The organism is Bremerella sp. JC817 (genome assembly GCF_040718835.1).
In the GTDB taxonomy this organism is placed as follows: domain Bacteria; phylum Planctomycetota; class Planctomycetia; order Pirellulales; family Pirellulaceae; genus Bremerella.
Genome location: NZ_JBFEFG010000280.1, coordinates 585,381 through 609,022, shown reverse-complemented (window position 1 = coordinate 609,022; position 23,642 = coordinate 585,381). Strand labels below are relative to the sequence as shown.

At 56.8% G+C, this 23,642-nt stretch carries 23 protein-coding genes; 9 read left to right on the top strand and 14 right to left on the bottom strand.

Features of this window, described 5'->3' with window-relative positions; all coding sequences use genetic code 11:
* The first annotated feature begins 61 nt into the window (after nucleotides 1-61).
* A complete protein-coding gene (locus AB1L30_RS20835) occupies nucleotides 62-742 on the top strand; it encodes a DUF2314 domain-containing protein (protein WP_367015627.1) in 681 nt (226 codons plus the stop codon).
* On the opposite strand, the gene AB1L30_RS20830 is transcribed toward AB1L30_RS20835, so the two are convergent.
* Nucleotides 739-1,365, bottom strand: a complete 627-nt coding sequence (locus tag AB1L30_RS20830; protein WP_367015625.1) for a hypothetical protein — start codon at nucleotides 1,363-1,365, stop codon at nucleotides 739-741. The two genes, AB1L30_RS20835 and AB1L30_RS20830, sit on opposite strands and share 4 nt — an antisense overlap.
* A 94-nt stretch (nucleotides 1,366-1,459) precedes the next feature.
* Here AB1L30_RS20830 and scpB point away from each other — a divergent pair, with 94 nt between their 5' ends.
* Entirely contained in the window at nucleotides 1,460-2,587 is a 1,128-nt protein-coding gene (gene scpB / locus AB1L30_RS20825) for an SMC-Scp complex subunit ScpB (protein ID WP_367015623.1), read from the top strand.
* A gap of 105 nt (nucleotides 2,588-2,692) precedes the next feature.
* Here the strand turns inward: scpB and AB1L30_RS20820 are convergent, their stop codons facing one another.
* Nucleotides 2,693-3,172: a hypothetical protein gene (locus tag AB1L30_RS20820; RefSeq protein ID WP_367015621.1), complete on the bottom strand. Its 480-nt coding sequence runs from the start codon at nucleotides 3,170-3,172 to the stop codon at nucleotides 2,693-2,695.
* Between the two features lie 246 nt (nucleotides 3,173-3,418).
* Between AB1L30_RS20820 and AB1L30_RS20815 the strand changes: the two genes are divergently transcribed.
* From AB1L30_RS20815 to AB1L30_RS20805, 3 genes are all read left to right on the top strand, one after another.
* A complete protein-coding gene (locus AB1L30_RS20815; protein ID WP_367015619.1) occupies nucleotides 3,419-3,913 on the top strand; it encodes a hypothetical protein in 495 nt (164 codons plus the stop codon).
* Between the two features lies 1 nt (nucleotide 3,914).
* A complete protein-coding gene (locus AB1L30_RS20810) occupies nucleotides 3,915-4,349 on the top strand; it encodes a flagellar basal body-associated FliL family protein (RefSeq protein ID WP_345089292.1) in 435 nt (144 codons plus the stop codon).
* 497 nt (nucleotides 4,350-4,846) lie between these two features.
* Nucleotides 4,847-5,191 (top strand): RNA-binding protein, encoded by a 345-nt coding sequence (locus tag AB1L30_RS20805; protein ID WP_367015617.1) that lies wholly within the window; start codon nucleotides 4,847-4,849, stop codon nucleotides 5,189-5,191.
* Nucleotides 5,192-5,307: 116 nt separating this feature from the next.
* Here the strand turns inward: AB1L30_RS20805 and AB1L30_RS20800 are convergent, their stop codons facing one another.
* Nucleotides 5,308-6,048 carry a hypothetical protein gene (locus tag AB1L30_RS20800; RefSeq protein WP_367015615.1) on the bottom strand — a complete coding sequence of 247 codons (741 nt, stop codon included), beginning with the start codon at nucleotides 6,046-6,048 and terminating at the stop codon, nucleotides 5,308-5,310.
* A gap of 151 nt (nucleotides 6,049-6,199) precedes the next feature.
* Here AB1L30_RS20800 and AB1L30_RS20795 point away from each other — a divergent pair, with 151 nt between their 5' ends.
* Nucleotides 6,200-6,949 carry a dienelactone hydrolase family protein gene (locus AB1L30_RS20795; RefSeq protein ID WP_367015613.1) on the top strand — a complete coding sequence of 250 codons (750 nt, stop codon included), beginning with the start codon at nucleotides 6,200-6,202 and terminating at the stop codon, nucleotides 6,947-6,949.
* Between the two features lie 62 nt (nucleotides 6,950-7,011).
* Here the strand turns inward: AB1L30_RS20795 and AB1L30_RS20790 are convergent, their stop codons facing one another.
* From AB1L30_RS20790 to AB1L30_RS20780, 3 genes are all read right to left on the bottom strand, one after another.
* On the bottom strand, nucleotides 7,012-7,908 hold the full coding sequence (locus AB1L30_RS20790) for a diacylglycerol kinase family protein (RefSeq protein WP_367015611.1): 897 nt from the start codon (nucleotides 7,906-7,908) through the stop codon (nucleotides 7,012-7,014).
* Between the two features lie 24 nt (nucleotides 7,909-7,932).
* Nucleotides 7,933-8,751 (bottom strand): DUF1080 domain-containing protein, encoded by an 819-nt coding sequence (locus AB1L30_RS20785; RefSeq protein ID WP_367015609.1) that lies wholly within the window; start codon nucleotides 8,749-8,751, stop codon nucleotides 7,933-7,935.
* Between the two features lie 207 nt (nucleotides 8,752-8,958).
* Complete coding sequence (locus tag AB1L30_RS20780; protein ID WP_367015607.1) at nucleotides 8,959-9,480, bottom strand: hypothetical protein; 522 nt, start codon at nucleotides 9,478-9,480, stop codon at nucleotides 8,959-8,961.
* Between the two features lie 541 nt (nucleotides 9,481-10,021).
* Between AB1L30_RS20780 and AB1L30_RS20775 the strand changes: the two genes are divergently transcribed.
* From AB1L30_RS20775 to AB1L30_RS20765, 3 genes are all read left to right on the top strand, one after another.
* Nucleotides 10,022-12,262, top strand: coding sequence for a hypothetical protein (locus AB1L30_RS20775; protein WP_367015605.1), 2,241 nt, complete (start codon nucleotides 10,022-10,024; stop codon nucleotides 12,260-12,262).
* 769 nt (nucleotides 12,263-13,031) lie between these two features.
* Nucleotides 13,032-13,691 carry a response regulator gene (locus AB1L30_RS20770; RefSeq protein WP_345089316.1) on the top strand — a complete coding sequence of 220 codons (660 nt, stop codon included), beginning with the start codon at nucleotides 13,032-13,034 and terminating at the stop codon, nucleotides 13,689-13,691.
* 78 nt (nucleotides 13,692-13,769) lie between these two features.
* Complete coding sequence (locus tag AB1L30_RS20765) at nucleotides 13,770-14,195, top strand: hypothetical protein (protein ID WP_367015603.1); 426 nt, start codon at nucleotides 13,770-13,772, stop codon at nucleotides 14,193-14,195.
* Nucleotides 14,196-14,276: 81 nt separating this feature from the next.
* Here AB1L30_RS20765 and AB1L30_RS20760 read toward each other — a convergent pair whose 3' ends face one another.
* From AB1L30_RS20760 to AB1L30_RS20725, 8 genes are all read right to left on the bottom strand, one after another.
* Entirely contained in the window at nucleotides 14,277-14,432 is a 156-nt protein-coding gene (locus AB1L30_RS20760) for a hypothetical protein (protein ID WP_345089321.1), read from the bottom strand.
* Entirely contained in the window at nucleotides 14,410-15,255 is an 846-nt protein-coding gene (locus tag AB1L30_RS20755; protein WP_367015601.1) for a hypothetical protein, read from the bottom strand. Before AB1L30_RS20755 ends, AB1L30_RS20760 begins: the two co-directional genes overlap by 23 nt.
* A gap of 472 nt (nucleotides 15,256-15,727) precedes the next feature.
* The gene (gene lnt, locus AB1L30_RS20750) at nucleotides 15,728-17,482 is read right to left on the bottom strand and encodes an apolipoprotein N-acyltransferase (protein WP_367015599.1); all 1,755 of its coding nucleotides are present in this window, start codon (nucleotides 17,480-17,482) and stop codon (nucleotides 15,728-15,730) included.
* Between the two features lie 86 nt (nucleotides 17,483-17,568).
* Complete coding sequence (locus AB1L30_RS20745; RefSeq protein WP_367015597.1) at nucleotides 17,569-18,012, bottom strand: ester cyclase; 444 nt, start codon at nucleotides 18,010-18,012, stop codon at nucleotides 17,569-17,571.
* A 121-nt stretch (nucleotides 18,013-18,133) separates the two neighbouring features.
* Nucleotides 18,134-19,345 carry a gephyrin-like molybdotransferase Glp gene (gene glp, locus AB1L30_RS20740; RefSeq protein ID WP_367015595.1) on the bottom strand — a complete coding sequence of 404 codons (1,212 nt, stop codon included), beginning with the start codon at nucleotides 19,343-19,345 and terminating at the stop codon, nucleotides 18,134-18,136.
* Nucleotides 19,346-19,357: 12 nt separating this feature from the next.
* Nucleotides 19,358-19,957: an aminodeoxychorismate/anthranilate synthase component II gene (locus tag AB1L30_RS20735; protein ID WP_367015593.1), complete on the bottom strand. Its 600-nt coding sequence runs from the start codon at nucleotides 19,955-19,957 to the stop codon at nucleotides 19,358-19,360.
* 120 nt (nucleotides 19,958-20,077) lie between these two features.
* Nucleotides 20,078-21,013, bottom strand: coding sequence for a hypothetical protein (locus AB1L30_RS20730; protein ID WP_367015591.1), 936 nt, complete (start codon nucleotides 21,011-21,013; stop codon nucleotides 20,078-20,080).
* Nucleotides 21,014-21,133: 120 nt separating this feature from the next.
* On the bottom strand, nucleotides 21,134-23,509 hold the full coding sequence (locus AB1L30_RS20725) for a hypothetical protein (protein ID WP_367015589.1): 2,376 nt from the start codon (nucleotides 23,507-23,509) through the stop codon (nucleotides 21,134-21,136).
* Nucleotides 23,510-23,642: the final 133 nt, after the last annotated feature.

Genomic DNA, 23,642 nt, shown 5'->3' with positions numbered 1-23,642 from the left:
TGTCTGGCGATGGTCGAACATTGCGAGCGAACCTCTCCCTTCTTCGCCAGAGACAATTTCGATGAATAAAACCGAAGAACCGCTGATTCCTGTCTTTATTCCTTCTTTGGGGGCGGTGTTACTGTCGGCCGAGAATAAGAAAGGGGAACCGTTGACGCCGGACGAGGTGATCAACATTCGCGACAACGCGGCCTGCATCATGATGGAAGCCTCGCGGGCCAAAGCGATGGCGGAGAAGCGAGGTGAAGACCTCGATCCTGAAAACTGCTGGTTCGATTTTCAGATGCTGCGGCGGGAACTCGATCGGAAGCCAGACCTCGATCCAGGTCCGAAGTTTCGTCAAATCAACTCGAATGACGACGCCTACAAGCAAACGGTCATCGACGCTCAGAAGTCGCTCGACACGTTCCGGGCCATGTTGCCGGCCGATGGAAGTCACCGCATGGATGCAATGATCAAGTTCCGTTTCACCGACGGAGACTTCTCGGCGTTCATGTGGTTATTCTCGACACGCCTAGACGAGCGAGGTTTCGCCGCGGTTTTCTTTGAAGTGCCGGAGCAGGTTACCTCGGTCGAAGTCGGCGACGAGGCCGTGGTAACGCCGGACGAGGTAATCGACTGGATGGTCAACGACGACGGCAACCTGCACGGGGGCTTTTCGATTCGCTATCAACGGGAACGAATGCCTGAGGCGGAGCGAGCCGCTTACGACGAGTACATAGGCGTCCAACGTTATCTTTAATCGGTCTCGTCGTCATGCCATCCGACCCGCGAATAGATGACATCGGGCTCGCCGACGGCGTCGCTGTTGGTCAGATGGCCGTCGAAAGGACCCAGTTTCGTGACGCGTAATCCTTCGCGGAGCACGATCTGCAGGCCATGTTCGTCTTCCCATTCGCAGTTGTTCTCGATGGAAGCGTAGACGACTTCGTCACCGATCTGGTTGCGAGCGATATAGACCGCTTTGCCCAGGTCGACAAACTGCCAGACATCTTCGGGCTTCTCGATCACGATCCAGTCTTCTTCGTCCCTATAGATATTGCAGTCGCAGTCGAGGTAATACTGGTAGACCTCTTTTTCGACATCCCGCAATACCTGAGGTGTGGCGGCTAAAAGGTTGGCGATGGCGTCGTGAAAGTCCTGGGGCTGGTCGTCCGATTCGTAGCGTTCCAAGACGATCGTGCAAGGTAGTCCGCCGAGGAGCGGAACTGGGATCGGTTCGCTTTCGAGCCAGGTTGGGAAATCCGAATTGCGCTTCATGACACCTAGCAAAGGAACTTCGATCGCCATCGAAACCTCCAAATCAGGAACAGTCTTGGTAATCGCAGGTCGGACAGGACCAACGAAAGCGGATGCTATCACCATTTGACCTTCTTACAGCTTCCGCTAGAAAGTAGGACTTAGCGATTTTTTCTATGGGTTAAGGACCTGCTGTTTGCGGCACCATGTTGGCCATCTGATGAACCGACTTACCGCCCGTCGTTGGGGGCAGTTGGCCTCTTGCGCTGGTGGTTCGAGAAATGCCCGCAAGAAACTGGTCCGGGTTTGCCGAAGAAAACGGCGACAGCAACCGAAAAAGGGCAAAGGTCCGGTCGTTCGGAACCGTCGAATGCAGAGGTTGGAGGCGATTTTATTCCTCGCCAAGCAACCCCTAAGTTCTCGCAAATTGGCCCAGCTTGCCAACTTGGCGGACGGGACCGAAGCTCGTACACTAGTGCGTTCCCTGAACCGGCTCTACGATGCGGCCCATCGTGCCTTTCGTATCGAGGAGCTGGCCGGCGGTTATCAACTGCTGACGCGAGGGAAATTTGCCGACTGGGTTCGGCGCGTGGTAGGCGGAGACGATCCAACGCGGCTGTCGACCCCTGCCATGGAAACGCTGGCGATCATTGCTTATCGACAACCGGTCTTAAGGGCCGATGTCGAGGCGATTCGCGGTGTAAATTGCGGCGAAATCATTCGCCAGTTGATGGACCGAGACCTGGTCCAGATTCGTGGACGGAGCGAGGAACTGGGACGCCCATTCCTGTATGCCACAAGTGCCGCTTTTCTGCGAATGTTCGGGTTTCGATCCCTGGAAGATTTGCCCCGTAAAGAAGAGTTTCGACGATTCGTAGCCGAGACCGACGTGTCTGCGGCCTGTCAGGTTGACGATCAAAAGGAGACATCGGTGACGATCACACTTGCCCCACACAGCCCTGTTATCGATAGCGATACCCTGGTAGCCGAAGGCTCTGCCGTGGCTGTCTGGAGCCCGGAAGAACCGTCCGCTCAAGCGCCCCCGATCGAAGACGAAGAAGACGAACTCTACGACGACGACGACGGCGATGACGACGAAGTCCCAGACGAGGATGAAGAAGAAGGCGACGACGAGGACGAAGACTACGACGAAGACTGGGACGAGGACTTCGAAGACGACGACGACGATTTTGAAGACGAAGAAGAGTCGGAAGAAGAAGACGACGACGAAAGCGACTGGGAAGAAGTCGAAGACGACGACGACTGGGAAGACGACGAAGAATACGAAGACGAAGATGATGACGACGACGAGGAAGATGAAGACTGGGGCGACGACGAAGAAGAATAAGTCGCTGCCAACCAGACTTTGGCTCGTCCTATCGGACAATGAAAGAGGCTCGTTTCGCGAGCCTCTTTTTGCTTCTTGAGGCAGTCCCCTGCCCGGCCAGGTTTGTTACTCTTCCAAAAACTGGAAGTGGTAAAAGCCGATCAAATCGACTTTATTCTCCGGCAAAATCTCGTTCAAGGCTGTGTGGATCTCGCCCCGCAGTCGGGTCAGGTCGGGATCGTTCAGCGAAGGGCGATCGAACTTTCGGACCCGCAGCAATATATCGTGACGGAACCGATTCTGATGTGTTTCCAGCATATCGATCAGTTCTTGCGACTTGTACCGCGGCATCTTGGCGAAGACGTGGAAGTCGATCGTGATCGTGCTGTTGGTTTTGTCGTTGGGTATGGTGCACTCGAACTTGCCCAGATCGACCTCGACCGGAACCAACGCATCCGGCATATCTTTGGCGGCTTTCTCAGGCTGAGGATGGGGTGTCCCACAACCGACGACAAGGAATAGCAGCATAAGCGCAGCGGCGACCAACTCCCCTGACCTAACGGTCAGATTTCGCGAAAGGCTGGTCTCGATACGTGTAGCAGACATGTTTCCAGGCTATTGGAGCGAACCGTTTTCCGAGTTGTATTAGTTTAGGTCGCAATTGGGTGCCTTGGTGTAAATCTTAAGCTGTTGCAGCCGAACGAGTTAGCACGTATTCGATACGACCTGACCCGTACGGGATGCGGGGTCGCGCGAAATTGTCGATAGCTGTTCGACGGATGCCCTGGGTGGCCTATCTTTTCAAAAGTGCTCCGATTTCTCTTCCTTTGACCTGGGATGCGACATCTTCAGATGCAAACGGTTTACCAAGCCACGAAATGGATCGATGCCAAGGCGTTCGTGCTGGGGCTGATTTTGTTGGGTAGCGTCGCCACGCTCGGCTGTGAAAGCTCGGCTGCGGCGGACGAAGAGATGTTGTTCTCGCTGGAAAAGCAGGACTGGGTCGAGATCGACTTGGGGCATTTCACAATCTCGGTACTGATCGCCGACGATCCAACGCGTCAGCCTGACTTGAACAGTTACCAAGAGAGTGTTTCGTTGAACTACCAGCTTCACTGCCTGGTGGGCAAGCGGGACGAGACTCGGGTTAAGGCGTACCTGGAAGAACGCAAGGGCGAGCTCTCCGACGAGATCATTCGGACTTGCCGGCATGCTAACCTCGTCGATCTGGCCGACCCAGAACTGCAACTGATTCGCTCGCAGCTTCGCGACTACACCGAAGAAGCGATTGGACCAGGTACCATCAAACGGTTCGTGTTTTCAGACGTTGCCCTGGAGCGTTTTTAAGATGCGTTGGCCTGCGATCACTCGTTATTTCTGGTTGATAATCCTGGTTCTGGCCGTTGGCTGCGGAAGCGAGGCAACCGACGCCACTGCGGAAGGAGAGGCCCCTCCGGAACTGCCTCCGACCGAAGTGGCGATCGGCGACTATGCATTTCGGGCGTACGATCCGGCCTCGAATACGCAGACCCGCTTCGATTTCTCGTTGGCCGGCCTGGTCGACGCCAGTATTCAGGATGGCCTGGAAACCGAGCTTGAGAAGAAGAAGTTCCGCATCCGCGACCGGGTGATGATTGTCTCGCGCGAGTCGACGATCGAAGAGCTGGAAGATCCGGATCTGGTGATGTTCCGCCGCCGTTTGCTAAAGGAAGTGAACCGTCTGATCGAAGATGGCCAGTTCCGCGACATCTACGTGAGCCACTTTCGGGTGAAGACTCGGTAGGTTTCCGTCCGCAACGATTAGCCTGCAAACGAGTCATTCTCCCGATTTCTGGCCAGGAAATTGCCCTGTTTTGATGGCTCTAACGGGGCCGCAGCATTTAGGGTATGTGAATTTTCGAATGTTTCGAACAAACCGAGGCATTCGGAACCTTTTCCCATTGACTCCACTTCTCGGGGGTCGATACATTCAAACTGAATCTAAGCATGGCCGTCAGCCTGCCTGCAAAGTTCGACCTGTTAGATGTGTTTTTTGAGAGACGTAATGGCGGATTGGACCTTCTTGTCCAAGTTTCGTCCGTTTGTTCGGATGCCGTGGAGCATCGCTCGAGCCACCTACTAGTTGACAATTTTGGCAACGGAAAGACGCGGTGGACCTGACGCCACTGCATAGATGATGTGAATGGCACACCGAGCCTGCCCGGCGATAGTGTGACGCTTGATCAGCGAATCGATCATTTCCGATTTTCTCTGTCTCTCTCTTGCTAGTAGGTTAGATCTGTGAAGAAGAAACTGTACGTGGGGAACCTTCCCTACACCTACACCGGCTCCGACTTGGAGAACTTGTTCGGTCAGTACGGTACTGTTGCTTACGTGAGTGTTATTTCCGATCGTGAAACTGGCCGTTCGCGCGGTTTCGGTTTCGTCGAAATGGACAACGATCAGGACGCTACCTCGGCTATCGACGCCCTCAATGGTTTCGATTGCGAAGGTCGCAAGCTGGTTGTCAATGAAGCTCGCGAACGCGAAGGTCGCCCAGGTGGCGGCGGCGGTGGCGGCCCACGCGGCGGTGGCCGTGGCGGCGATCGCGGTGGCGATCGTGGTGGCTACCGTGGCGGTCGCTAAGCCTTAAGGCTTGCCATCAGGTCTTTCCCCTGATGAGCGCACCAAAACAAATGGAAGCGACCCGAGAGAATTCTCTCGGGTCGTTTTTTATGCGCTTATCCTGGTCGAAGGTGGACTTAGTCTTCCATCGTCAGCAGCCACGAAGCGAAGTTCTCGAACTTCTTTCGCGTATTGCCACTTTGGTGATGCGAGTTGTTACCCTTCGAGATCCAGGCAAAACCGAGCCCGGTCAACGCGTTGGGACATCGCATATGCAGCGCGATACAAAGCGCCCGGAAGTTCAGCTCGCGGCTGGTATGCATCTTCAAGCCAGTCGACTTATAGCGGAACTGGCTGCGGTCGATTCGCATCCGCAGCGTGGGATCGACACAGACAATCTCGAGAAAGACACTTAGCTCGAACCGGGTCGTCCGGATCGAACGCTTCGCCCTCCGCGTGTCCGAAGTGCCATCGTCTGTGGTGCTGGGGACTAGCTCGGTAATCGATTCCAGCTCTTGGACGATATCGACCAGCCGGATCTGGTCCCAGGGGATTCTTCCTTCCCATTCCAGTGAACGGAAGACGAGGCAGTCGTCGTAGAACTCCATTTCACGGATCGTGTTCCTGGGGGTCGCTGGCACCAGGACGAGCTGCTCTTCCATCACCACGCGACACGGCATGCCTGCCAGGATCAAGCCTTTGGCAGCTTCGCGAGCGACGTCCGCCGAGATGTTCCGGGCCAGGATGCCTGGTCGATCGTGCAACTCTTGCAGGATCTCGGCCGGAGCCTGCTTCAAGCAACGACCCAGGATCGCCGCCGCCCTGGCACGATCGATCCGGCAGTCGGCCTCTCGCAAAATGGCATAGTCGTCGGACATAAAGATCCCTGCAGGAAGTGGAAGCGTTCGTTTCGTTGTACCAGTAACCTTGGTTTTGGGCAAAGCTTCCGGGGGGCCAAGTGGAAATGGCTGTCTGGGGTCAATTAGAATGGGTGGGAACATTCCTTTCTTGCTAATCGAGGTCCTCACGATGAAATTGACCCAAGCGTTCTGCATGGCTCTACTACTGCTATTTCCGCTCGTTTCCACGGTTCAAGCCGAAGAGAAAGAGCCGGCCGCGTTGTCGGAAGAAACCTTCGATCTGCCCGGCGGCAAGCAGATGCACTTCCTGCTGTACCTTCCCAAAGGTTACGAAGAACAGGAACATTGGCCGCTGGTGCTCTTTCTGCATGGTGCCGGAGAACGAGGCGATGACCTCTCGAAGGTCAAAAAGCATGGCCCACCCAAGCTGGTTGAAAACGGCCAAGACTTTCCCTTCATCATGATCGCGCCACAGTGCCCTCAAGGGACCTGGTGGATCACCGAGGACCTGGTCGCGTTGATGGATCACATTGTCGAGATTCACAACGTCGACGAAAGCCGTGTCTATGTGACCGGTTTGAGCATGGGTGGCCGCGGTACCTGGCAGGTCGCCGGTGCGATGTCGGACAAGCTGGCCGCGATCGCTCCGATCTGCGGTCCATCGCAGGTCGAAGTTGTTGAGAAGATCGTCAACATTCCGACCTGGGTGTTTCACGGAGCCAAAGACCCTGTCGTGAAGGTCAGCCAATCCGAAGAAATGGTCAAGCTGCTGAAAGAAAAGGGTGGCAATCCGAAGCTAACCATCTATCCCGAAGCGCTGCACGATAGCTGGACCGAAACGTACGACAACGAAGAAGTCTTCAAGTGGCTCCTGTCGCATCAGTTGCCCAAGAAGGAAGACGAAGCGAAGCCAGAGTAGTCGCTTCCCAGCAATTCGAACCCCTCTCCCGCTTCTTTTGGGAGAGGGCTTTGTCAGCGGCGTTATGCGAAAGCTGCGTTCGGCCCGCCCACCAATCGCCTCGAGCCGGGCAGAATCCGGAACTTGATCGACGCGAACGATCCCTTCTCGCCATCCAGGCTGCAAGGGACTTCTGGCGTGGCGACAAACTCGACCTCTTCGGCGTTGTATGTCACGATTCGTCGCTGAGCATCTTCATTGGTCAGTACGAAATTCAAACCTGACGCAAACAGTTCAACGGTCGAAAGCACCGGCAGAATGGTCACGTGAATCTTGCCATCGTTCAACTGAGCCGTCGGTGCGATCACGAAGCCACCGCCGGCACAGCGTCCGTTCGCAACGCAGAACGCGAAGACCTCTTCTTCAATCACTTGCTGCTGATCGAGCTTCATGCGGATCTGAAACTTGGGCGGATCCGAAAGAACCGACAACGCCGCCATCCAGTAGGCTAGTGCCCCGTAGGTATGCTTGGTTTCGGATTGGACTTCTTCAGCCACGACACCGCCAATACCTGCGGTTACGGCGTTCATCAGCAGATGGGGCTCGTCGATCGAGGTCTCGATCAGATCCATCAACTTCGCTTCCCCTTGGATCGCCAGATCCCAGGCCGCTTCGACCTGGTTCAAGGGAATGTCGAGGGAACGCGCCAGGTCGTTACCGGTACCGGTCGGAACGATGCCGAACTCCAGATCGTTCGGCGTAGAGAGCGTCGCCAGAGACCGGCTGACAGTGCCATCGCCCCCCACCAGGATCACCCGCTGAGGTTGACGTTCACCGATGATATCGACCAGCTGCTGATCTCCTTGAAGCTGGTCGAGACGGATCCAACACGACCCATCACGCTCGGCAAGCTTTTCGACTTGAGGGCCGATCGTGTCGGCCCCGCCTGATCGGCCGTTGAAGAGCGTGCAGGTTTTCATCGACGTCCATTCCGTTTCTATGAACTACTCGTCGAGCAGCATGATTTCCACTTTACGGAACTGAACCGGATGGCTTTCCGATTGCAGCGAAATTGAACCGCCCGAGAGCATCAGTTCGCCGCCAGCCTTTTCAATCAGTTCTTTGGAGTGGGCATCGCTAGGGTCGAGCTGTGACTTTTCGTATTCGAGCACGACCTTGCCGTCGATAATGTGTTTGATGGTACCGTTGCCGTGGGCTTCAATTTCACACGTGACCCACTGGTCGCCACGGTAAGTGTCTGACGAACTATTGATGCAATGTGGCTTGAACAGCTTGCCGTCCATCACCACGTTGGTTCCTGGCGTGCACAAGTTGACGGTCGGACGCGAACCTTGTTCTCGGCCGCCGAGCAGTTGCACTTCGATCGAAGCGGGAAAGTCTTGATCTTTACCCATGGTCTTCGGATCTTCGCCATGAATCATCACACCACTATTGCGGAAAGCCCAGCCCGGTCCACCCTTGCACTGGTCGCCCAGGAAGCGGTATTCGACACGCAGACGATAATTACTGAATGGTTTCTCATAGAACAAGTGGCCGAACGTTTCTTTGAACCCGTCTTCGTAGCCATCGGCATACGAGACAGTCAGCAGGCCGTCTTCCACGCGGAAGGTATTGGCAGGATTCTCGCCTAGTTCGTGGTAACGAACCTTCGGGACCCAACCGGTCAGGTCTTTCCCGTTGAAGAGTTGAATCCACTCCCCTTCCGATTTCTTGTCTTCCGTTTCCTTTTCCGCAGCTGGCAAGGTAGCGACGCACGACAACAGCAACAACAAGGCGAGCGCGGAGGAGAGATGCAATTTCATGGGTGGAGAACCTTCGGATACTAGGAACCTGCCGCGGGTCAGCGGCGTGCAGAAAGGGAAGGATGGCGACGTAGGGCGTCGACAAACCGTCCCTCCAGTGTAATCGACCGGAAAACGACCCTGTAGCCCGCAAACCCTTTTTCGAAAACGACAACTGCCCACCAAAATGGCGGGCAGTTGCAATTGGGATCGGATCAACGGGGTCGACTAGTAGCCGATAATCGGCATGCCAACCGAGCGCGGCACAGGGGCCGGAGTCGAATACCAATAGGTCCTACGATAGTAGTTCACCTGGTTTGGGGCGTACGTCGTGGCGGTCGCCGGGGCCACGGTCGGTGCCGGCTGGTAATACGACGTGGTGACCGGCGGAGCGTAATAAGCCGTCGTCACTTCCGGCGCAGCGTAGGTGGTTACCTCGGGGGTGTAATACGTCGTCGTCGGAGCATAGTTCGTGGTGATCGGAGCGTAATTTGTCGTGATCGGAGCATAGTTGGTCGTAATCGGCGCGTAATTCGTCGTCACGACTGGGCTCGCCACGTACGAGGTAGCAACACCAGGGGCCAGCACAGGCTTCATCTGGGTGCGCAACCCAAACAGCCCTGTACGCACCGGGACGTAGCCAATGGCGGTCGGTGGTGTGACGGTGGTGACGACCTGAGCCGTTGCCGTACTGGCGGCAAACAACGGAGCCAACGCGACGGCGCCGGCAATCATTAGATTTCGGAACATAACGATCCCCCCTCGGGTATGGATTAGATGTCTGTTGGGTCTTGGCAACGGAGGACTGATTCGTTGGGAATTGTTCCTCGGCCTGTTTTAGAGACAAGGCAAACCCGATACCAATGTCTCAAAGGAAAAGGATTCTGCTCCAAGTCTAGGACACGGTTGGTCGCCCAGGCGTCGCGCTGATCGATCTGCGACACCGGCTGTAACTCTTAAAACGATTGTCAGCTTCGGATGGTCAAATTGAAACAATTGTTATCAAAATGACTCGGCAATAATGACAAGGGTGGAACTGCCTAGACGGCAAAATCAGCGCAACTTCAGGGGGAGTGGGCGTTTCCGTGAGAATTCTTGAAGAGTTGGCAGGTTGGCATGGGGTCTGCATCAGTTAAATCGTGCGCTAAGTCTTTGCACTTTGCCCAACGATCGGAACGGTGAATGTCCCCATGTAGGTCGCATTCCATCGCCGCGGCGGATAAACGCGGCATACCCCCCAGTGCCATTCTCCGATCATGGTTGCCAGATACTCATAAAAGGAGTCTTTGCCATGTCACGTCCATCCGTATGGCTGACCGGCTTGTTGATTGGCTTGATCAGCCTGCCGGCTCTCGGCCAGGCGCAAGACAAGAAAGATCGCGGCGGATCGCGCGGTTCCGAGAACCGGCGTAGTGCCCAGCCTGATCGAGGCAAGTCTGCGCCAAGTCCGAGCGCCAGTCGCGAGCGAAGTCGGCCGCAGCCAAGTGCTCGACCGACCGACAGCTCGAAGAGTTCGCGTCCAACGCCAAACATTTCGCCACGTCAAAGCTCGCCCCAGGCGACGCCAAATCGTGGCAACAGCCGTCCCAGTAATACCCCATCGGCCCGAGATCGTGGTCCATCGTCGTCGCTAGAATCGATGCGGAATCGTCTGCAGTCGACGCGCCCCGACAATGCCTCGCGTGACCGTGGCCCGTCGTCGATCGATTCGCTGCGGGAACGCATGCAGTCGACCCGTCCTGACAACACGCCACGCGATCGCGGTAATTCGGCATCGCCAAATCGGGATGCCACGCCAGGTCGATCGGCCCAAGACATCTTCAATCGTTTGAATCAAAACCGACCGGATAGCGGTCGCCGGGAAGTGAATCGCCCCGATCTCGATCGTGAGAACGCTGCGCCGTCCAACGGCAATCGTAATCCAGCAGGACGCGATTTCCGCGAGATGTTTAACCAACAACGCCCTGGTAACCCCGCTTCAGACCGCGATTCGGCTCGTCCCGATCGTCTGCAGCGAAACAACCTGAGAGAAGAACTGCAGCGTGAAGTCGATCGCATGCGTAACCGTCCAGGTGATGCCAGCGACATTCGCGAACGCCTGCGTGACTTGAACAGCGATGGTAACAACGGTCGCGATAACGGCCTGAATCGTCCGAATACGCCGAACATCCCAGATCGTGCCAACGGTGGTCGTGTCGGCTTGCCAGACCGAGATCGCCCTTCGGCCACTCTGCCTGGCAGTGGTCCTGGCGAACGTCCCGACCGAACGGAAGGTCCGAACCGTGGTCCTGGCGAACGCCCTGACCGAACGGAAGGCCCGAACCGTGGCCCTGGTGAACGTCCCGACCGAACTGAAGGTTCGAACCGTGGTCCTGGCGAACGTCCTGACCGAGCTGAAGGCCCAAACCGTGGTCCTGGTGAACGTCCTGACCGAGCTGAAGGCCCAAACCGTGGTCCTGGTGAACGTCCTGACCGAGCTGAAGGCCCAAACCGTGGTCCTGGTGAACGCCCTGACCGAGCTGAAGGCCCGAGCCGTGGTCCTGGGGATCGCGATCGTGGTGACAACGACGCTCGTATCGCCCGTCCTGATTTCGACTGGCGAGATCGTGCCAACCGCGATCCACAGTTCCGTGACCAACTGAACCGTGTTCGCGACAAGGGCTCGCTTGATCGTGGTGCAATTCGCGACCAACTCGTAAATGTTGAAAACCGCGACCGGGATCGTGATCGCCATCGTGATCGTCGCCCAGGCGGTAACTGGGATAAGGACTGGGATGGTCGCTGGGATCACAACGATCGTCGCCACGTCCCGGACAACTGGTATCGTTATGCGAACAACGTTCGCCACAACTCCCACCGTCATTTCAACTACGGTTGGAACAACCGCTGGTACCCCAACAACCGCTTCTTGAACAGTTGGTACTTCCACACATACCGACCTCGTCCAGGTTACTGGTGGTCGTGGGCTTCGCCATACCGCTTAAGTAACTGGAGTTTCTGGGGTAGCTACTCGACCGTTCCGGTTTACTACGACTACGGTTCGACCATCGTCTACGACACGCAGTATGTCTATGTCGAAGACGATCCGATCGCTACCCGCGAACAGTACGCTTTGCAGGCCATCGCTTTGGCGAATGAAGGTCGCCAGATCCTGCAGAACCGTCCTCCAACGCAAGGTAACGGGAACCCAGACGACTGGTTGCCATTGGGTGTTTTCGTCCTGACCGATACCGCATCGGGTGATGGCGATATTTACCTGCAGTTGGCGGTCGACAAGCAAGGTTTGCTGGCTGGTACGTACTACAACGCCGTGACCGACAACTCGTTGCCGGTCTGGGGTAAGGTCGATCCAGAATCGCAGCGTGCCGCCTGGTTGATTGGTGACTCGTCGGCAACGGTCATGGAGACCGGTATTTACAACCTGTCTCAGGAAGCCAGTTCAGTTCTGGTGCATTACGGAACGCAGCGCGACGAAACTTGGATGCTGGTTCGCTTGCCCGAAGATGAAGTGACCAACACTTCGCTTCCATAAGAACTTGTTGACTTGTTTGCTATTAAGCGTGGGGGCCCGTAGTCTAGTGCTATCGGGCCCCTTTTTATTGCGGGATGGTCGCATTTGTTGGCCTGGCCAATCAAATGCTCAAAAAAGCACGGAATCCCGCAGTTTTTCCTTTGTTGTGTAAGAAGTTTTCAGCGAAAACTTGTTTATTGTTCGTAGCCCCCCTGATCGCGTGGAGGATTTTATTACCCCAAACCATCAGTGGGGCGCTGCTAAGCGCACTAAGTCGTTATTGCAAGGCAATCTCAAGAAAATGCGGCCCGAAACAGATTCCCGTCGGTTTGAACTGGAATCGGAACCTATATTTACGATGAGCCAGATTTCCGCAGAAAGTTGCTCGCCAAAATTGCGGTTGGGGCGCACTCAATACCATGGTTTGCCTGTTTTGTGCAGTCTTGCTAAACAAAACATGAATACAGTGGCTTTTATTTGAGGCTTTGGCGACGATATCCGATGAGAAATTTGGGAAGGGGAATCTGGCTCAACATTTGTTAAGGTTTTAGTGACACTAGCGAACATGCTGGTGCGATCTAAAATCGGCCGTTTCGTCCTTCCCGGTTCCAATCGCATTGCATATGCAGTAAGAAGTTCTTACCAAGATCTCGCTGGATGACTCTGGTTTCGACCAGGACACATCATGGGGCAGTGGGACTCCAATCTTGGAAGAACTGAATCAAGGGCAGCAACAGGACTAGGGGTAAAACAGGCATGACCGTTTTCCTGGGTAGACAGTTTGCATCCCATGACTTCAGAACCGATTGTTCATTTCGTCGACGATGATCCCGCCGCTCGCGACTCTTTGTTGCAGCTGGCCAAGTCGGTAGGCTTCACCGCCTACACCTATGGCTCTGGCGAGGAATTTCTCGAACAAATCCAACCTACGCAGCCTGGCTGTGTCGTTCTCGACATTCGTTTGCCAGGTATTTCGGGGCTGGAAGTGCATCGTCGTATCAACCAGGCAAACTTGCCGTTGATCGTCATCTTTCTGTCGGCCCACGCCGACGTACCGACGACGGTCCAGGCAATGAAGCTGGGGGCGTTCGAGCTCTTCCAGAAGCCTTGCAACACGACGCGTCTGATCGATGCCATTCGCCAGGCGATGGATAAGAATCAGCAAAGCTTCCAGAAGCACGTCAAACGCCAAGAGGCCGAGCAGCTGCTCAGCGATCTTTCGGCGGAAGAGACCAAGGTGCTGGAGCTGATGTTCCTCGGACGTACCAACCAGGAAATTGCGGACCACCTGCAATTGAGCCTGCGAACGGTCCAGTTCCGACGTTCGAGCATCTTCCGCAAGACCAACGTCAACACCAAGGCACGTCTGTTCGACATGCTGTTCGACGCCGGCTGGAGCCCAAGCACGCAGATCGCCGAGACGGAGGAAGCCGCTCGCAACGGAGGCTAACCGTTCATATCCGGACTCCCCTTCCCTACCCTTCTATAATGAAGGGAGTTAGCAAGGGTCGTTGCCGGGAGGTTGCCGATGGACGAGTCGCTGAATCCTTTTCGCTCTCCACAGCCAGAACAACAAGCGGAAGCGTATGTTCGTGCCGAGGTCTTTCGTGGGGCGACGGTTACCGGCTTCGTCGATCGCTACGAGTTCTTCGTCCCCGAGATTACCCAGGTCGTCCCCCAGGCAATTGCATTCTACGAAGGGACCAGGGCGAAGGTCGTCTCAGAGGATCCTCTGACGTTTCGTCGCGGCAATCTCTGGTCGACGGTCCTTGGTCCGGAATCTTACGCTCAGCAGCGTATCGTGCTGCGTGTCGACCCTCAGCAGCATCGTGTGAATCTCGAGTACCACATTCAATTGCTGCTGACCGCTCGGGTCTATAACACCAGCCATCGCGAAGCCGTACGTCTGGCACAGCATCTGGGGGCCGTTCATCCCGACGCGCTGGGCATCTAGCAAGGTCGGGTTACGAAAAAAGGCGAAGCGGATTCCGCTTCGCCTTCTTCATTGGCTTGTCTGCCGAGTTGGCCAGGTCGCTTAGACCTTCCATTGAGGCCAGCTGCCGTAACGCTGCAGTTCCATGAACAGCAGGATGGCGCCCGTCGTCAGGGCAATGAACGACAGGATCAGCATGACGGTGTATACGTTCGGGCTCGATTTCCGTCCCGACTTATCCGAGGTTTGTGGAGACATGATCACCCTTCTTAATCAGGCCGCGGCGGTATTCACGAATGATTTCACCGACCGCACGATCCGGAGCGGTCTGCTTGATGATGATACGGCCGAGGTAGGTCTGGCCGCGGAACACGTCGAGCGTGTTACCCTTCTGGATCCCGTCGTCCGAGCCGACCGAGATTTCGACCATGTTGTTGTCGTTCACGGCGGTCACTCGACCGTACAGTTCTGGCGGAATGCCATCGACCGGAGTGAACTCGTCCTTACCGAAGGCGGTTAGAACACGCTTCATACGAGCGGTCTGCTTGGCCAGCTCTTGTTCGCGTTCACGCAGGCGGTCTTGTTCGACTTTGTACTGCTGCAGCTTGTCGGTCAACGCAACCACGTCTTTGAACGTCGAGTCGCGATCGGTCTGGGCGACCTTGATGTCTGCACGCAGCCCATCGACTTCAGTCTTCAAGTTCTTCGAGTTGGTTTCGGCCAGCTCGAGCAGCGTCTTCATGTCGGCTTCCGACTTCACCAGCCGTTCGTTGGCCTGGCTCAAGTTCAGCAGTTCGACATCCTGCAGTTTGGTACGTGCATGCAGTGCGGCGATCGCATAAGCACGAGCAGCACGTTCCTGCTCCAGCTTGGTCTGCAGCTTTTCGTTCTGATCTTGCAGTGCCGCGGCAATCGACTTCTGCTCCGCGATTAGCTTTTCAAGCCCTTGGTTGCCTGCACCATCCCCTTTGACCACCTCACGCCAGTTCTTGTGCGTGGCATAAACCGTCATGGCTACAGTCATGAAGACCAAGCTCATGATGAGGATCAGGTAGGTAAAGATCTTTCCGATCAATGTCATGGAAGTGACTCCTTCGATGGCTTCTGCCACGGCCTTGCCTGGGTCGGTTTCTCGTCACTTGCGGCCACGTGGGTGAATTCCACGCATGAAAAGCAAGCCGCATCCATGCAGATTGACGGATCCAACAACCGAGAAGGTGCACTCAAGAGACCGCGCTCTATGAGTGACTGGTGCCTGTAAAGGGACAAGATGTGTGAGTATTTACGGCCAGTATAATTCTGGCGTTTGAACAGTGTCAACAAAATGGACAATTTAGTTTAGGTGTTCTGGGAAAGTTGGCTGCATAACCGATACGCGAGCCGCACGTTGCCCAGCCCCTGCTCTAATATAAACGACAATAACGTTTTACGTCGGATTGTTGGTCGGAAAATTACCCAGGTTACCGGCCACTTCCGTCCAACGGGGGAGCTTCGTTCCGTTTCTGCGGCTCGTTAGCCGAGAGCCGGCTACGGAAAACCCCCCATTAGCGAACCTAATTGCCCTTCTGGGGAGCGGTAGGTGGCGGTCTTCGCGAGACTATCCACCCGGCAATCGCCCCGATAACCGTCAACGTCAGGCATAACCCGGCGAACCAGTCCCCGTTCTTGGTGTACGACGAGATTGGTCGCACCGTGGGCGCTACATCAGCCACGAGATAAGTGGTTTTTCGGGTGGGCGAGTATTGCAGCAGCTTCCCCTGCGAGTCGATCACGGCTGAGATCCCCGTATTGGCAGCCACGAGCATCGGTCGACGATTCTCGACCGCTCGAAACCGGGCACACGCCAGGTGCAGATCGAGGATGCTGGAACCCCAGAACCAGCCATCGTTGGTCAACGTGACCAAGGCGTCGACATCGATCCCCGCCTGATCAAGCTCTCGAACCTGCCCCGCAACGAGGTGGGGTACGGTGTTCTCGAAGCAGATACAAGGGACCAGCGAGACACCGTCGACATCGACCGTGACCGGGCCTTTGCCTGGGGTCAGCCCGCCACCGATCGGCAGCAGATCGTAGATCCACGGAACGTAATCCCCCAGCGGGACATACTCGCCAAACATCACCGGGTGGACTTTGTCGTAGCGGGTAACGATGGTTCCTTCGTGCCCGACATAGATCGCGGCGTTGGCGTGCTCCATCCGCTGGTTGCCATACCGAACGACCGAAGTCCCCAGCAGCAGCGGTGACTTCCAACGGTTCACACCCAGATCGTGGAGGAAGCCATTGAACCCGTCGGCTCGTTCGAGAATCCGTTTTCGAAATTCAGCCTCGTCGATCTTCAAGTCTTTCGGCGCGGCGAAATCAGCACCGATCTCGAAGACCATATGGTCCCCCATCGTCGTCTCTGGCCAGACGATCAGGTCGAGGTTCGGATGATTTTGGACCAGGTGGTCGGTCAGGGCCGTGTACTGCTCGAAGGTACGTTCCGACTGCGTTGGATCGCCGAAGACCGTATCGATCGAACCCTGCACGAGACCGATCTTCACCGGTTCAACCGGATCGCGTTGGCCCCCGTGCGAATAGCCCCACTCCAGTTTGCTGCTGGCGTGGAACAGCATCGTGCCCCAAACCACGTAACCAACAGCCATCAACAGCGAGCAAACAATCAAGCCAGTTCGGGCCAGCCAAAGCGGCAGCTGCCGAGTCGCCGGATGTCGCCGAGCCCCCGGCAATGCGGCGACTGCCAGACCCAGGACTAGCAGCATTGCGAAGCCCACGCCGTACGCCCCCGTGAATTCCGCGACCTGAATCAGCAGTGGAACAGTGGCCTGCGTATGGCCAAGCTGTGCGATCGAGAATCCGGTCGCGAAATGGGCTCGAATGTACTCCAGACCGGTCCACACGACTGGAGCGGCCAACGGGAGAGGGACATAGGCTCGTAGCACCAGCAGTCGTGACAAGCCGACAAACAGCGGCGTGTAGACCGCCAGATAACTACATAAGATCGGCCAACCGAGCAGCCGGGTCGCCCAGTGAGCATTGCCGATGCCGTGCAGCACGGTCATCCAGAACAGAAACCCGCTGAGGTAGATCCACCAATAGCTTCGCTTGGGCAGCGTATCGACACGGATCAGCATCAGCCAGCCGATCGGCGCCACCCAAGCCAAGGGCCACAGGTTGAGAGGTGGATAGGCAGCCGCCAGCAGCAAGGCACTGGCACAACTTAAAAACAGAACACACCGCCAGCTAAACGAAAACGACGCACTCGAAACGTCGGGAGTTGAGGCAGCTTGGGAATCGGATGCGTGCACGAGAATTCTCGATCGGTACCGCGAATAGAGATAGAATCCCGTAAATCTACGCGGTTTGCGGGGCAGGTCCTAGAGCGACTTCCGCCCTACTTCGGATCTTGCGAACGATTGGGGCTTGGCTTCGTCGCCCCGACAAAGATCTGCAGCATCCGCCCCTGGTTCCAACAGTCCCATCCTTCGATGAACTTGTTGTTTTCGTTGACGCGGAGCCAGGTCATGCCTCGCAGCGTGACACGCGAGTGGGTCGGTGTGAAACCAAAGCCATCGCCGGTGTGCGTCCCGGTCAGAAACCAGCGAACAACCACGTTCGGCGGCTGCTCGATCGTATCTTCAACGTCGATCCGCACGTCCGGCATCGCTTTGAGCACGTTGTCGCGAAACTCTTTGAAAGTTTCCATGCTGAAATAGCGGACGTCCGACTCGGCGTATCCCACGGCGTTTTCATCAGAGAGTTCGAAGATGGCGTTGTCGTTACGTTGGTTCCAAACCTCTTCGAACCAGGTCTCGGCAAGCTGGGTGAGTTGGCTCACTTTCTGTTCCGACTGTGAATGCCCCACGAATGTCGGCGGTACTCCCGGCGCAAAAGTCCCCCGACTGTTCGGAGGAGTGTAACCCAACAGCAGTAAATGGCCAACGCCCTAAAAGAAGTAGTTAGACCATCACTGCAGAGATAAATTGGCCAGCTTCATACTGGCTGTTGGCGTCGAAACAGGCCAGTGCATTGGCCTTAGCCAACGTCGCCAGGTCGGCCGAGCCCTTCCAGTTGAGTGGCGCGATTGTCGCACCGGCTCCTTCTTTTCGACATGCGTACGCCGGAAAGAAAACCGGGCGGTCGCCAGGGTTGGCAAAGTCGCGCGTCAGCAGGAAGCCCGGAACGAACGGAGAAACAGCGGTTCGGCCCATCATGGCATTCAATGCCGAACGCACAAACAAGTGAAAACAAACGAGGCTGCTCACCGGATTGCCTGGCAGTCCAAACACGAGCGTCGGCGTGCCACTTCCTTCGCGCTTGCCGAACCAGAGCGGCTTGCCCGGCTTGAGATTGACTTTATGGAACACCTTCTCGACGCCATGTTCGGCCAGAATGCCAGGCCCTAAATCTTTGACGCCAACCGACATTCCACCAGAAATTAACAGAATGTCCGCTTCCAGACCTTCCTGGATCGCGGCGTAAAGGTGTTCGCGGTTATCGCGGACGATACCCAAACGCTTCGCTTCGGCCCCTGCTTCGGTTGCCATGGCGGCCAACATGGGGCCATTAGTATTGCGGATTTGGCCCGGGCCAGGCTCTTCGTGGGCTTCGACCAGTTCGTCGCCGGTCGAGATGATGGCGACCTTCGGCTTGCGCCGGACGGTGACACGTCCGCCTGCCAGGTCGGCCAGAATACCAACTTCAATCGGGCGAATGATCGACCCGGCCGACAGAACAACCTGACCTTTCTCGAGCAAGCCTCCGCGTTTCAAAACGTGGCTGCCGGTTGGAACTTCATCCAGGATCTGCACGCGATCGACGTTTTCGGAATCGATCTGGGTGTGTTCGACCATCACCACAGCGTCGGCACCTTTGGGCATGGGGGCGCCGGTCATGATCCGGGCGGCCATCCCTTCCTGGATCGATTCGCTGGCCGTGTTGCCGGCGGTGATCTCTTCGACGATTTCCAGATTGGCCGATCCACCGCAGGTGTCGGCCGAACGCAGAGCGAAGCCATCCATCATGGCTTTGTCGAACGCGGGCGATTCGACGGGGCTTACAAGATCTTCTGCGAGTGCTGCGCCAAGTGCTTCAAAAGCACTGCACTCGTGGGTTGGAAGCGGGTAGGAATGTTGCGATACCTGTTCGAGTGCCTGATTGACGGACAGCATGGTTAGACTCCTCTAGGAACTCGGGGCTGGCTGAATCTCCAGAAAACGACGCAACATGTCGGTCCCCGTTTCGCTCAGGAAACTCTCAGGATGGAATTGCAGTCCCATCAGAGGCAGCGTCTTGTGGCGGATCGACATGATCTCTTTCTCGCCATTTGGCATGATACTCCAAGCCGCAACTTCGAAATCTTCTGGGAGCGTGTCTGGTTTGATCACCAGGCTGTGATAACGAGTGGCGATAAACGGATTGGGCATTCCCTCGAACAGACCACGATCGTCGTGATAAATCTCGTCCGTCTTGCCGTGCATCAGACGTTCGGCGCGCACGATCGTTCCGCCAAAGGCCTGCCCCATCGATTGATGGCCCAGGCAAACGCCCAGGATCGGCAGCTTGTCGGCGAAGTACTTGATGGCTTCGACCGAGATGCCCGCTTCATTCGGCGTGCAAGGACCGGGCGAGACGATCAGATGGGTGGGGGCCATCTTTTCAATCGTCGCACAGTCGATCTGGTCGTTGCGATAGACCTGCAGATCGAGCGTAGGATCGATCTCTCCTAGCCGTTGGACCAGGTTGTAAGTGAACGAGTCGTAGTTGTCGATCAGCAGAATCATGCGTCTTTTCGGCGGGGAATACTTCGGTTGAAGGGGTAAATCTATTCTTTATCAATCCGCCGGATGGGACAACATCGGTCCCGTCGCAGTTCGCCCACGCCGGAAGAATTTCTGGGGCGATTATTCAGACGAACGATCCTCAGAAGAGGGAGCGGCTGGATCGGCCTGGTCAGGCTTCTTCTTCTGGCCGCGAGCCATCGCCAGAATGTCCGCCGTACTTGGCTTCTTAGGGGCAGGCGATTGATCCGCTTCGCTCGGCTCGGAAGGCTCGGCTTTCTTCTCGCCTCGCAGCAAGGCCAGCTTTTCCGCGGTGGTCAACTCTGTAGATGGGGAAGTAGAACCCGCATCCTTTTTTTCTTCGGCGGCCTTCCTTCCTCGTGCCATCGCCAAAATATCAGCGGTGCTCGGCTTCGCCTTGGCGGGTGCTGGATTGTCTTCCGCCGGCTTGGCTTCAGGCTTTTTCTCGCCACGCAGCATGGCCAGCTTGTCGGCGGTGGATAGAGCCTTGGTATCCGTCTTCTTGCCCTCGGCAGGCTTGTCGTCGGCCGCTTTCCCTTTGCCGCGAGCCATCGCCAGAATATCGGAGGTGCTGGGCTTCTTCTTCTCCGCAGTGTCTCCGTCGGCCTCTTTCTTTTTGCCTCGCGCTGCCGCCAAGATATCAACGGTGCTTTGCTTGGCAGGCTTCTCTTCCGCCGACTTCTTGGCCCGGGCCATCGCCAGGATATCGGCCGTGCTGGAACCAGTCTTCGCCCCGCCTTTTTTCTCTGCGGCGGGCTTGGCTGCCGGCTTTTCCGCCGGGGCGGCCGCTCGGGCTGGCTTCTTTTCTGGTTCCGGCTCAGGGGGCTTCTCGACGATCTTCAGGAAGTCGATGTCGATGTCGTACCAAGAGATATCGCTGGTTCCGAGGAACTCGACCAGGGCCCGGCCGCTCATGTTGACGGTGCGGACGATCCCGGTTCGGCCTTCGAATCGCTTCAATTCCGGCACCATCCGCGCGATGGCGACGTACTTGTCGGTGAATTCCCGTTTGAGCTTTTCGATGTGTTCGAAGACCATTAGCGGCTCGCGCAGTGCGGCTTTTCCAGGCAGATCGAAGGGTGAACCAGCGTGGCACCCTTCAACTCATCATAAAGAATGGCCCCTGCCTCGGGAAGTGAACGCCGCTTTCAGTCTCGTTTAGCGAGAAACCGGACCGCTGCCCAGCGTTTGCTGGATCTTCTTCGACGAAGCGGTGTAGGCGGCGCTTTTTTCCGAGTCGCCCATCTCGCGGTACATCTCGGCCAGGTTATCGAGCGGAACGATCAGCTTCGGCTGCAAGCCGGCGTCCTGGGCGATTGCCGACTCGATCAGGCCCTTGCCCTTCTCGGTCAGCGAGATCCCTTGTTCGCGTCGGCCAATCGACCAGTACGAAACGCCCATACTGACCAGCGATTCACCGCGACGATCGAGCATGATGTTGTTCACCGAAGGATCGGTCAGGTGGCTCATTGCCAGATCGTACCACTGCACGGCGCTATCATGCTTCTGTTTCTGCACGGCACAGATCGCACCGGCACGGAAGTAAAGGTTACCTAGCAGCAGGTGATCGGCAATGGTGATCTCGCGACCGACCTGGCCACCCTTCAAGAAGGTGTGGGCTTGTTCGGCCAGCTTCAAGGCTTCGTCATGTTGCTGACGAGCATGCTGGATGAAGACGGCCTGCGAAAGGGCCTGACCCGTTTCCCATTCCAATGTTCGGTGGAAGAAGGGATCGTCGGTCTGGCTGACCATCTCGCGGTATTGTCCCAGGATCTGGTCGACCGAATCGCCTGGATCGAACGGCGCACCATAGAAGCTATGGGCCATCAGCGACTTGGTTAGCCAGGCCATGCGAAGTTCGCCGGTGCCATCCTCGTTGCTGACCATGTCGTCGATGTAGACCTTTGACCGCTGCAGCCATTGGTTGACGACTTCTTCCTTGCGTTCCCAGTCGCCGGTTGCGATGTCGATCGCCAGCGACAAGTGAGCATCGACCAGAACACGCTTGGCGGCGCGACGGGTCTGCTGGTTAGTATCGTTCACCAGGGGCGAAGCCAGTTCAATCGCTTTGACGTGATGCTGAACCGCTTCACGATTCTTTTGCGGGCCTGCCAACTGCAGGAAGTCGCCCCACTGGCAATGTGCCTTGGCGCGAATCTGCGGGTCGACCGTCGAGTCTTCAGCAATCTGCTGCGTGCTGTGGATCCCACTGGCCAGCTTGCCTTGGGCTGCCGACAGCAAGGTGCGGTACAAACGGTATTCAGGCAGCGAACCGACGCCGGCAGTTGCCTTGCGGGCCGCCTCGAAGGCTTCCTGTTCGCGGCCGAGACGATGCAAGATCGTCGACATCTGGTACCAGGCATCCGCGTAGTGCGGTTCCTGATCGATCGCCAACTGGCAATCGGCCAGACGATCTCGGAAGGCAAGCGGCGAACGGCCATGGGCTCGTAGCATGAACGCTTCGGCCGAGGGAGCTTGAATGATGATTCGTTCGACCTGGTTGGTGTCGGCCGACATCGGCAGCATCACGCCCTTTTCCGGGTAGATAATCCCGAGGCGTCGCCCGCTGGTGTCTTGGACCTGGGCCGGATCGAGATCGACCAGGGCCAGTCGTTGTTCGAGCGAAGTACGCGGCATCGGCTTCTCGAGGATCATGTAGACCGAAATGATCTGGTCCCCTTCGATGGCGATTTCAACCTTGGCACATTCATCGCGTTGGTCGTATTGGCGGACACGCTTGTCCTCGTCGATGCGACGCTGCTGCGAAGGTTCGCCCCATGCCGCATTGATCTGGGCCAGGGTCGTTTGCTGCGGAATGACTTCCCAGGCGGTCAATGGTTTGGGGGTAGCAACCGGCTGTGGTGCTGGCTCAGGGGTCTGAACCGGCGTCATCGGAGCAGCAGGTTCTTCTTTCGGAACAGGGCTTGGCTGCGGAGCCAACTGCACCGCAGGCTTCGATCCAGGAGTCGGAACGACGCGTGGTCGAGCGTAGCGATAGTTCGGGAAAGGTCCCGCTGGGTTGTCGGTCGTGGCGGCGGATGACTCGGCCGAAGGAGTCTCTGGCTGCGTCGCTTCCGCTGGGGCTGGCTTGGTTTCCTGCGTTGGAGCGGCCGGCGCAGGCTGTTCCCTGTAGACCGAGGTTCCGCTAGGTGCGGCTGGGTTTTGAATGGGTTCTTCGTGGATGCGGAAGATGCGTAGCGGTCCGTCGCTTTCGGGTAGAACGACTTTGGCACCATCCGGTGTGCGCACCGAGACATCGGTACCATCTTGCGGCTGCGGTGGCATCTCGGCCGAGACCTGGCGCACCGAAGGGATCTCAGGCGGTTCGCCATCGGCGGTCAACGACAGCGAGAACGGCCGATAAGGGACCGGCTGTGCTGTTTCGGTGTAAGGAAATTGCGAAGGGACCTGATGCGGAATCGGCTGATCCGACTCGCCCAGGTTCAAGCGGATCGGTTCCGCACTGATCTGTCCGACAGCGATCCAACAGCAAGTAGCGACAACAGTTAATTGCAGAATGGTGGAATAACGCATGGTTTCCTCGGCCAAGCTTTTCTGTCCCTTTATGCATCCGTGCTTCAATCGAGACAGCCCGCAGGCGGGCGAGAGTATAGCGATACCCCCGCTTGGACCAAGGCCAATTTTCGCTAGCAAGCGTGACGATGTC

Excerpts from the sequence above, each read along its gene's own strand:
- AB1L30_RS20780 (WP_367015607.1), bottom strand. The coding sequence starts at position 9,480 with ATGTTCCGAAATCTAATGATTGCCGGCGCCGTCGCGTTGGCTCCGTTG.
- glp (WP_367015595.1), bottom strand. The coding sequence starts at position 19,345 with ATGCTGTCCGTCAATCAGGCACTCGAACAGGTATCGCAACATTCCTAC.
- AB1L30_RS20815 (WP_367015619.1), top strand. The coding sequence starts at position 3,419 with ATGCAAACGGTTTACCAAGCCACGAAATGGATCGATGCCAAGGCGTTC.
- AB1L30_RS20760 (WP_345089321.1), bottom strand. The coding sequence starts at position 14,432 with ATGTCTCCACAAACCTCGGATAAGTCGGGACGGAAATCGAGCCCGAAC.
- AB1L30_RS20800 (WP_367015615.1), bottom strand. The coding sequence starts at position 6,048 with ATGTCCGACGACTATGCCATTTTGCGAGAGGCCGACTGCCGGATCGAT.
- AB1L30_RS20835 (WP_367015627.1), top strand. The coding sequence starts at position 62 with ATGAATAAAACCGAAGAACCGCTGATTCCTGTCTTTATTCCTTCTTTG.
- AB1L30_RS20810 (WP_345089292.1), top strand. The coding sequence starts at position 3,915 with ATGCGTTGGCCTGCGATCACTCGTTATTTCTGGTTGATAATCCTGGTT.
- AB1L30_RS20820 (WP_367015621.1), bottom strand. The coding sequence starts at position 3,172 with ATGTCTGCTACACGTATCGAGACCAGCCTTTCGCGAAATCTGACCGTT.
- AB1L30_RS20725 (WP_367015589.1), bottom strand. The coding sequence starts at position 23,509 with ATGCGTTATTCCACCATTCTGCAATTAACTGTTGTCGCTACTTGCTGT.
- AB1L30_RS20770 (WP_345089316.1), top strand. The coding sequence starts at position 13,032 with ATGACTTCAGAACCGATTGTTCATTTCGTCGACGATGATCCCGCCGCT.
- AB1L30_RS20790 (WP_367015611.1), bottom strand. The coding sequence starts at position 7,908 with ATGAAAACCTGCACGCTCTTCAACGGCCGATCAGGCGGGGCCGACACG.
- AB1L30_RS20785 (WP_367015609.1), bottom strand. The coding sequence starts at position 8,751 with ATGAAATTGCATCTCTCCTCCGCGCTCGCCTTGTTGTTGCTGTTGTCG.
- AB1L30_RS20765 (WP_367015603.1), top strand. The coding sequence starts at position 13,770 with ATGGACGAGTCGCTGAATCCTTTTCGCTCTCCACAGCCAGAACAACAA.
- AB1L30_RS20735 (WP_367015593.1), bottom strand. The coding sequence starts at position 19,957 with ATGATTCTGCTGATCGACAACTACGACTCGTTCACTTACAACCTGGTC.
- AB1L30_RS20830 (WP_367015625.1), bottom strand. The coding sequence starts at position 1,365 with ATGGTGATAGCATCCGCTTTCGTTGGTCCTGTCCGACCTGCGATTACC.
- AB1L30_RS20730 (WP_367015591.1), bottom strand. The coding sequence starts at position 21,013 with ATGGTCTTCGAACACATCGAAAAGCTCAAACGGGAATTCACCGACAAG.
- AB1L30_RS20795 (WP_367015613.1), top strand. The coding sequence starts at position 6,200 with ATGAAATTGACCCAAGCGTTCTGCATGGCTCTACTACTGCTATTTCCG.
- scpB (WP_367015623.1), top strand. The coding sequence starts at position 1,460 with ATGAACCGACTTACCGCCCGTCGTTGGGGGCAGTTGGCCTCTTGCGCT.
- AB1L30_RS20775 (WP_367015605.1), top strand. The coding sequence starts at position 10,022 with ATGTCACGTCCATCCGTATGGCTGACCGGCTTGTTGATTGGCTTGATC.
- AB1L30_RS20755 (WP_367015601.1), bottom strand. The coding sequence starts at position 15,255 with ATGACATTGATCGGAAAGATCTTTACCTACCTGATCCTCATCATGAGC.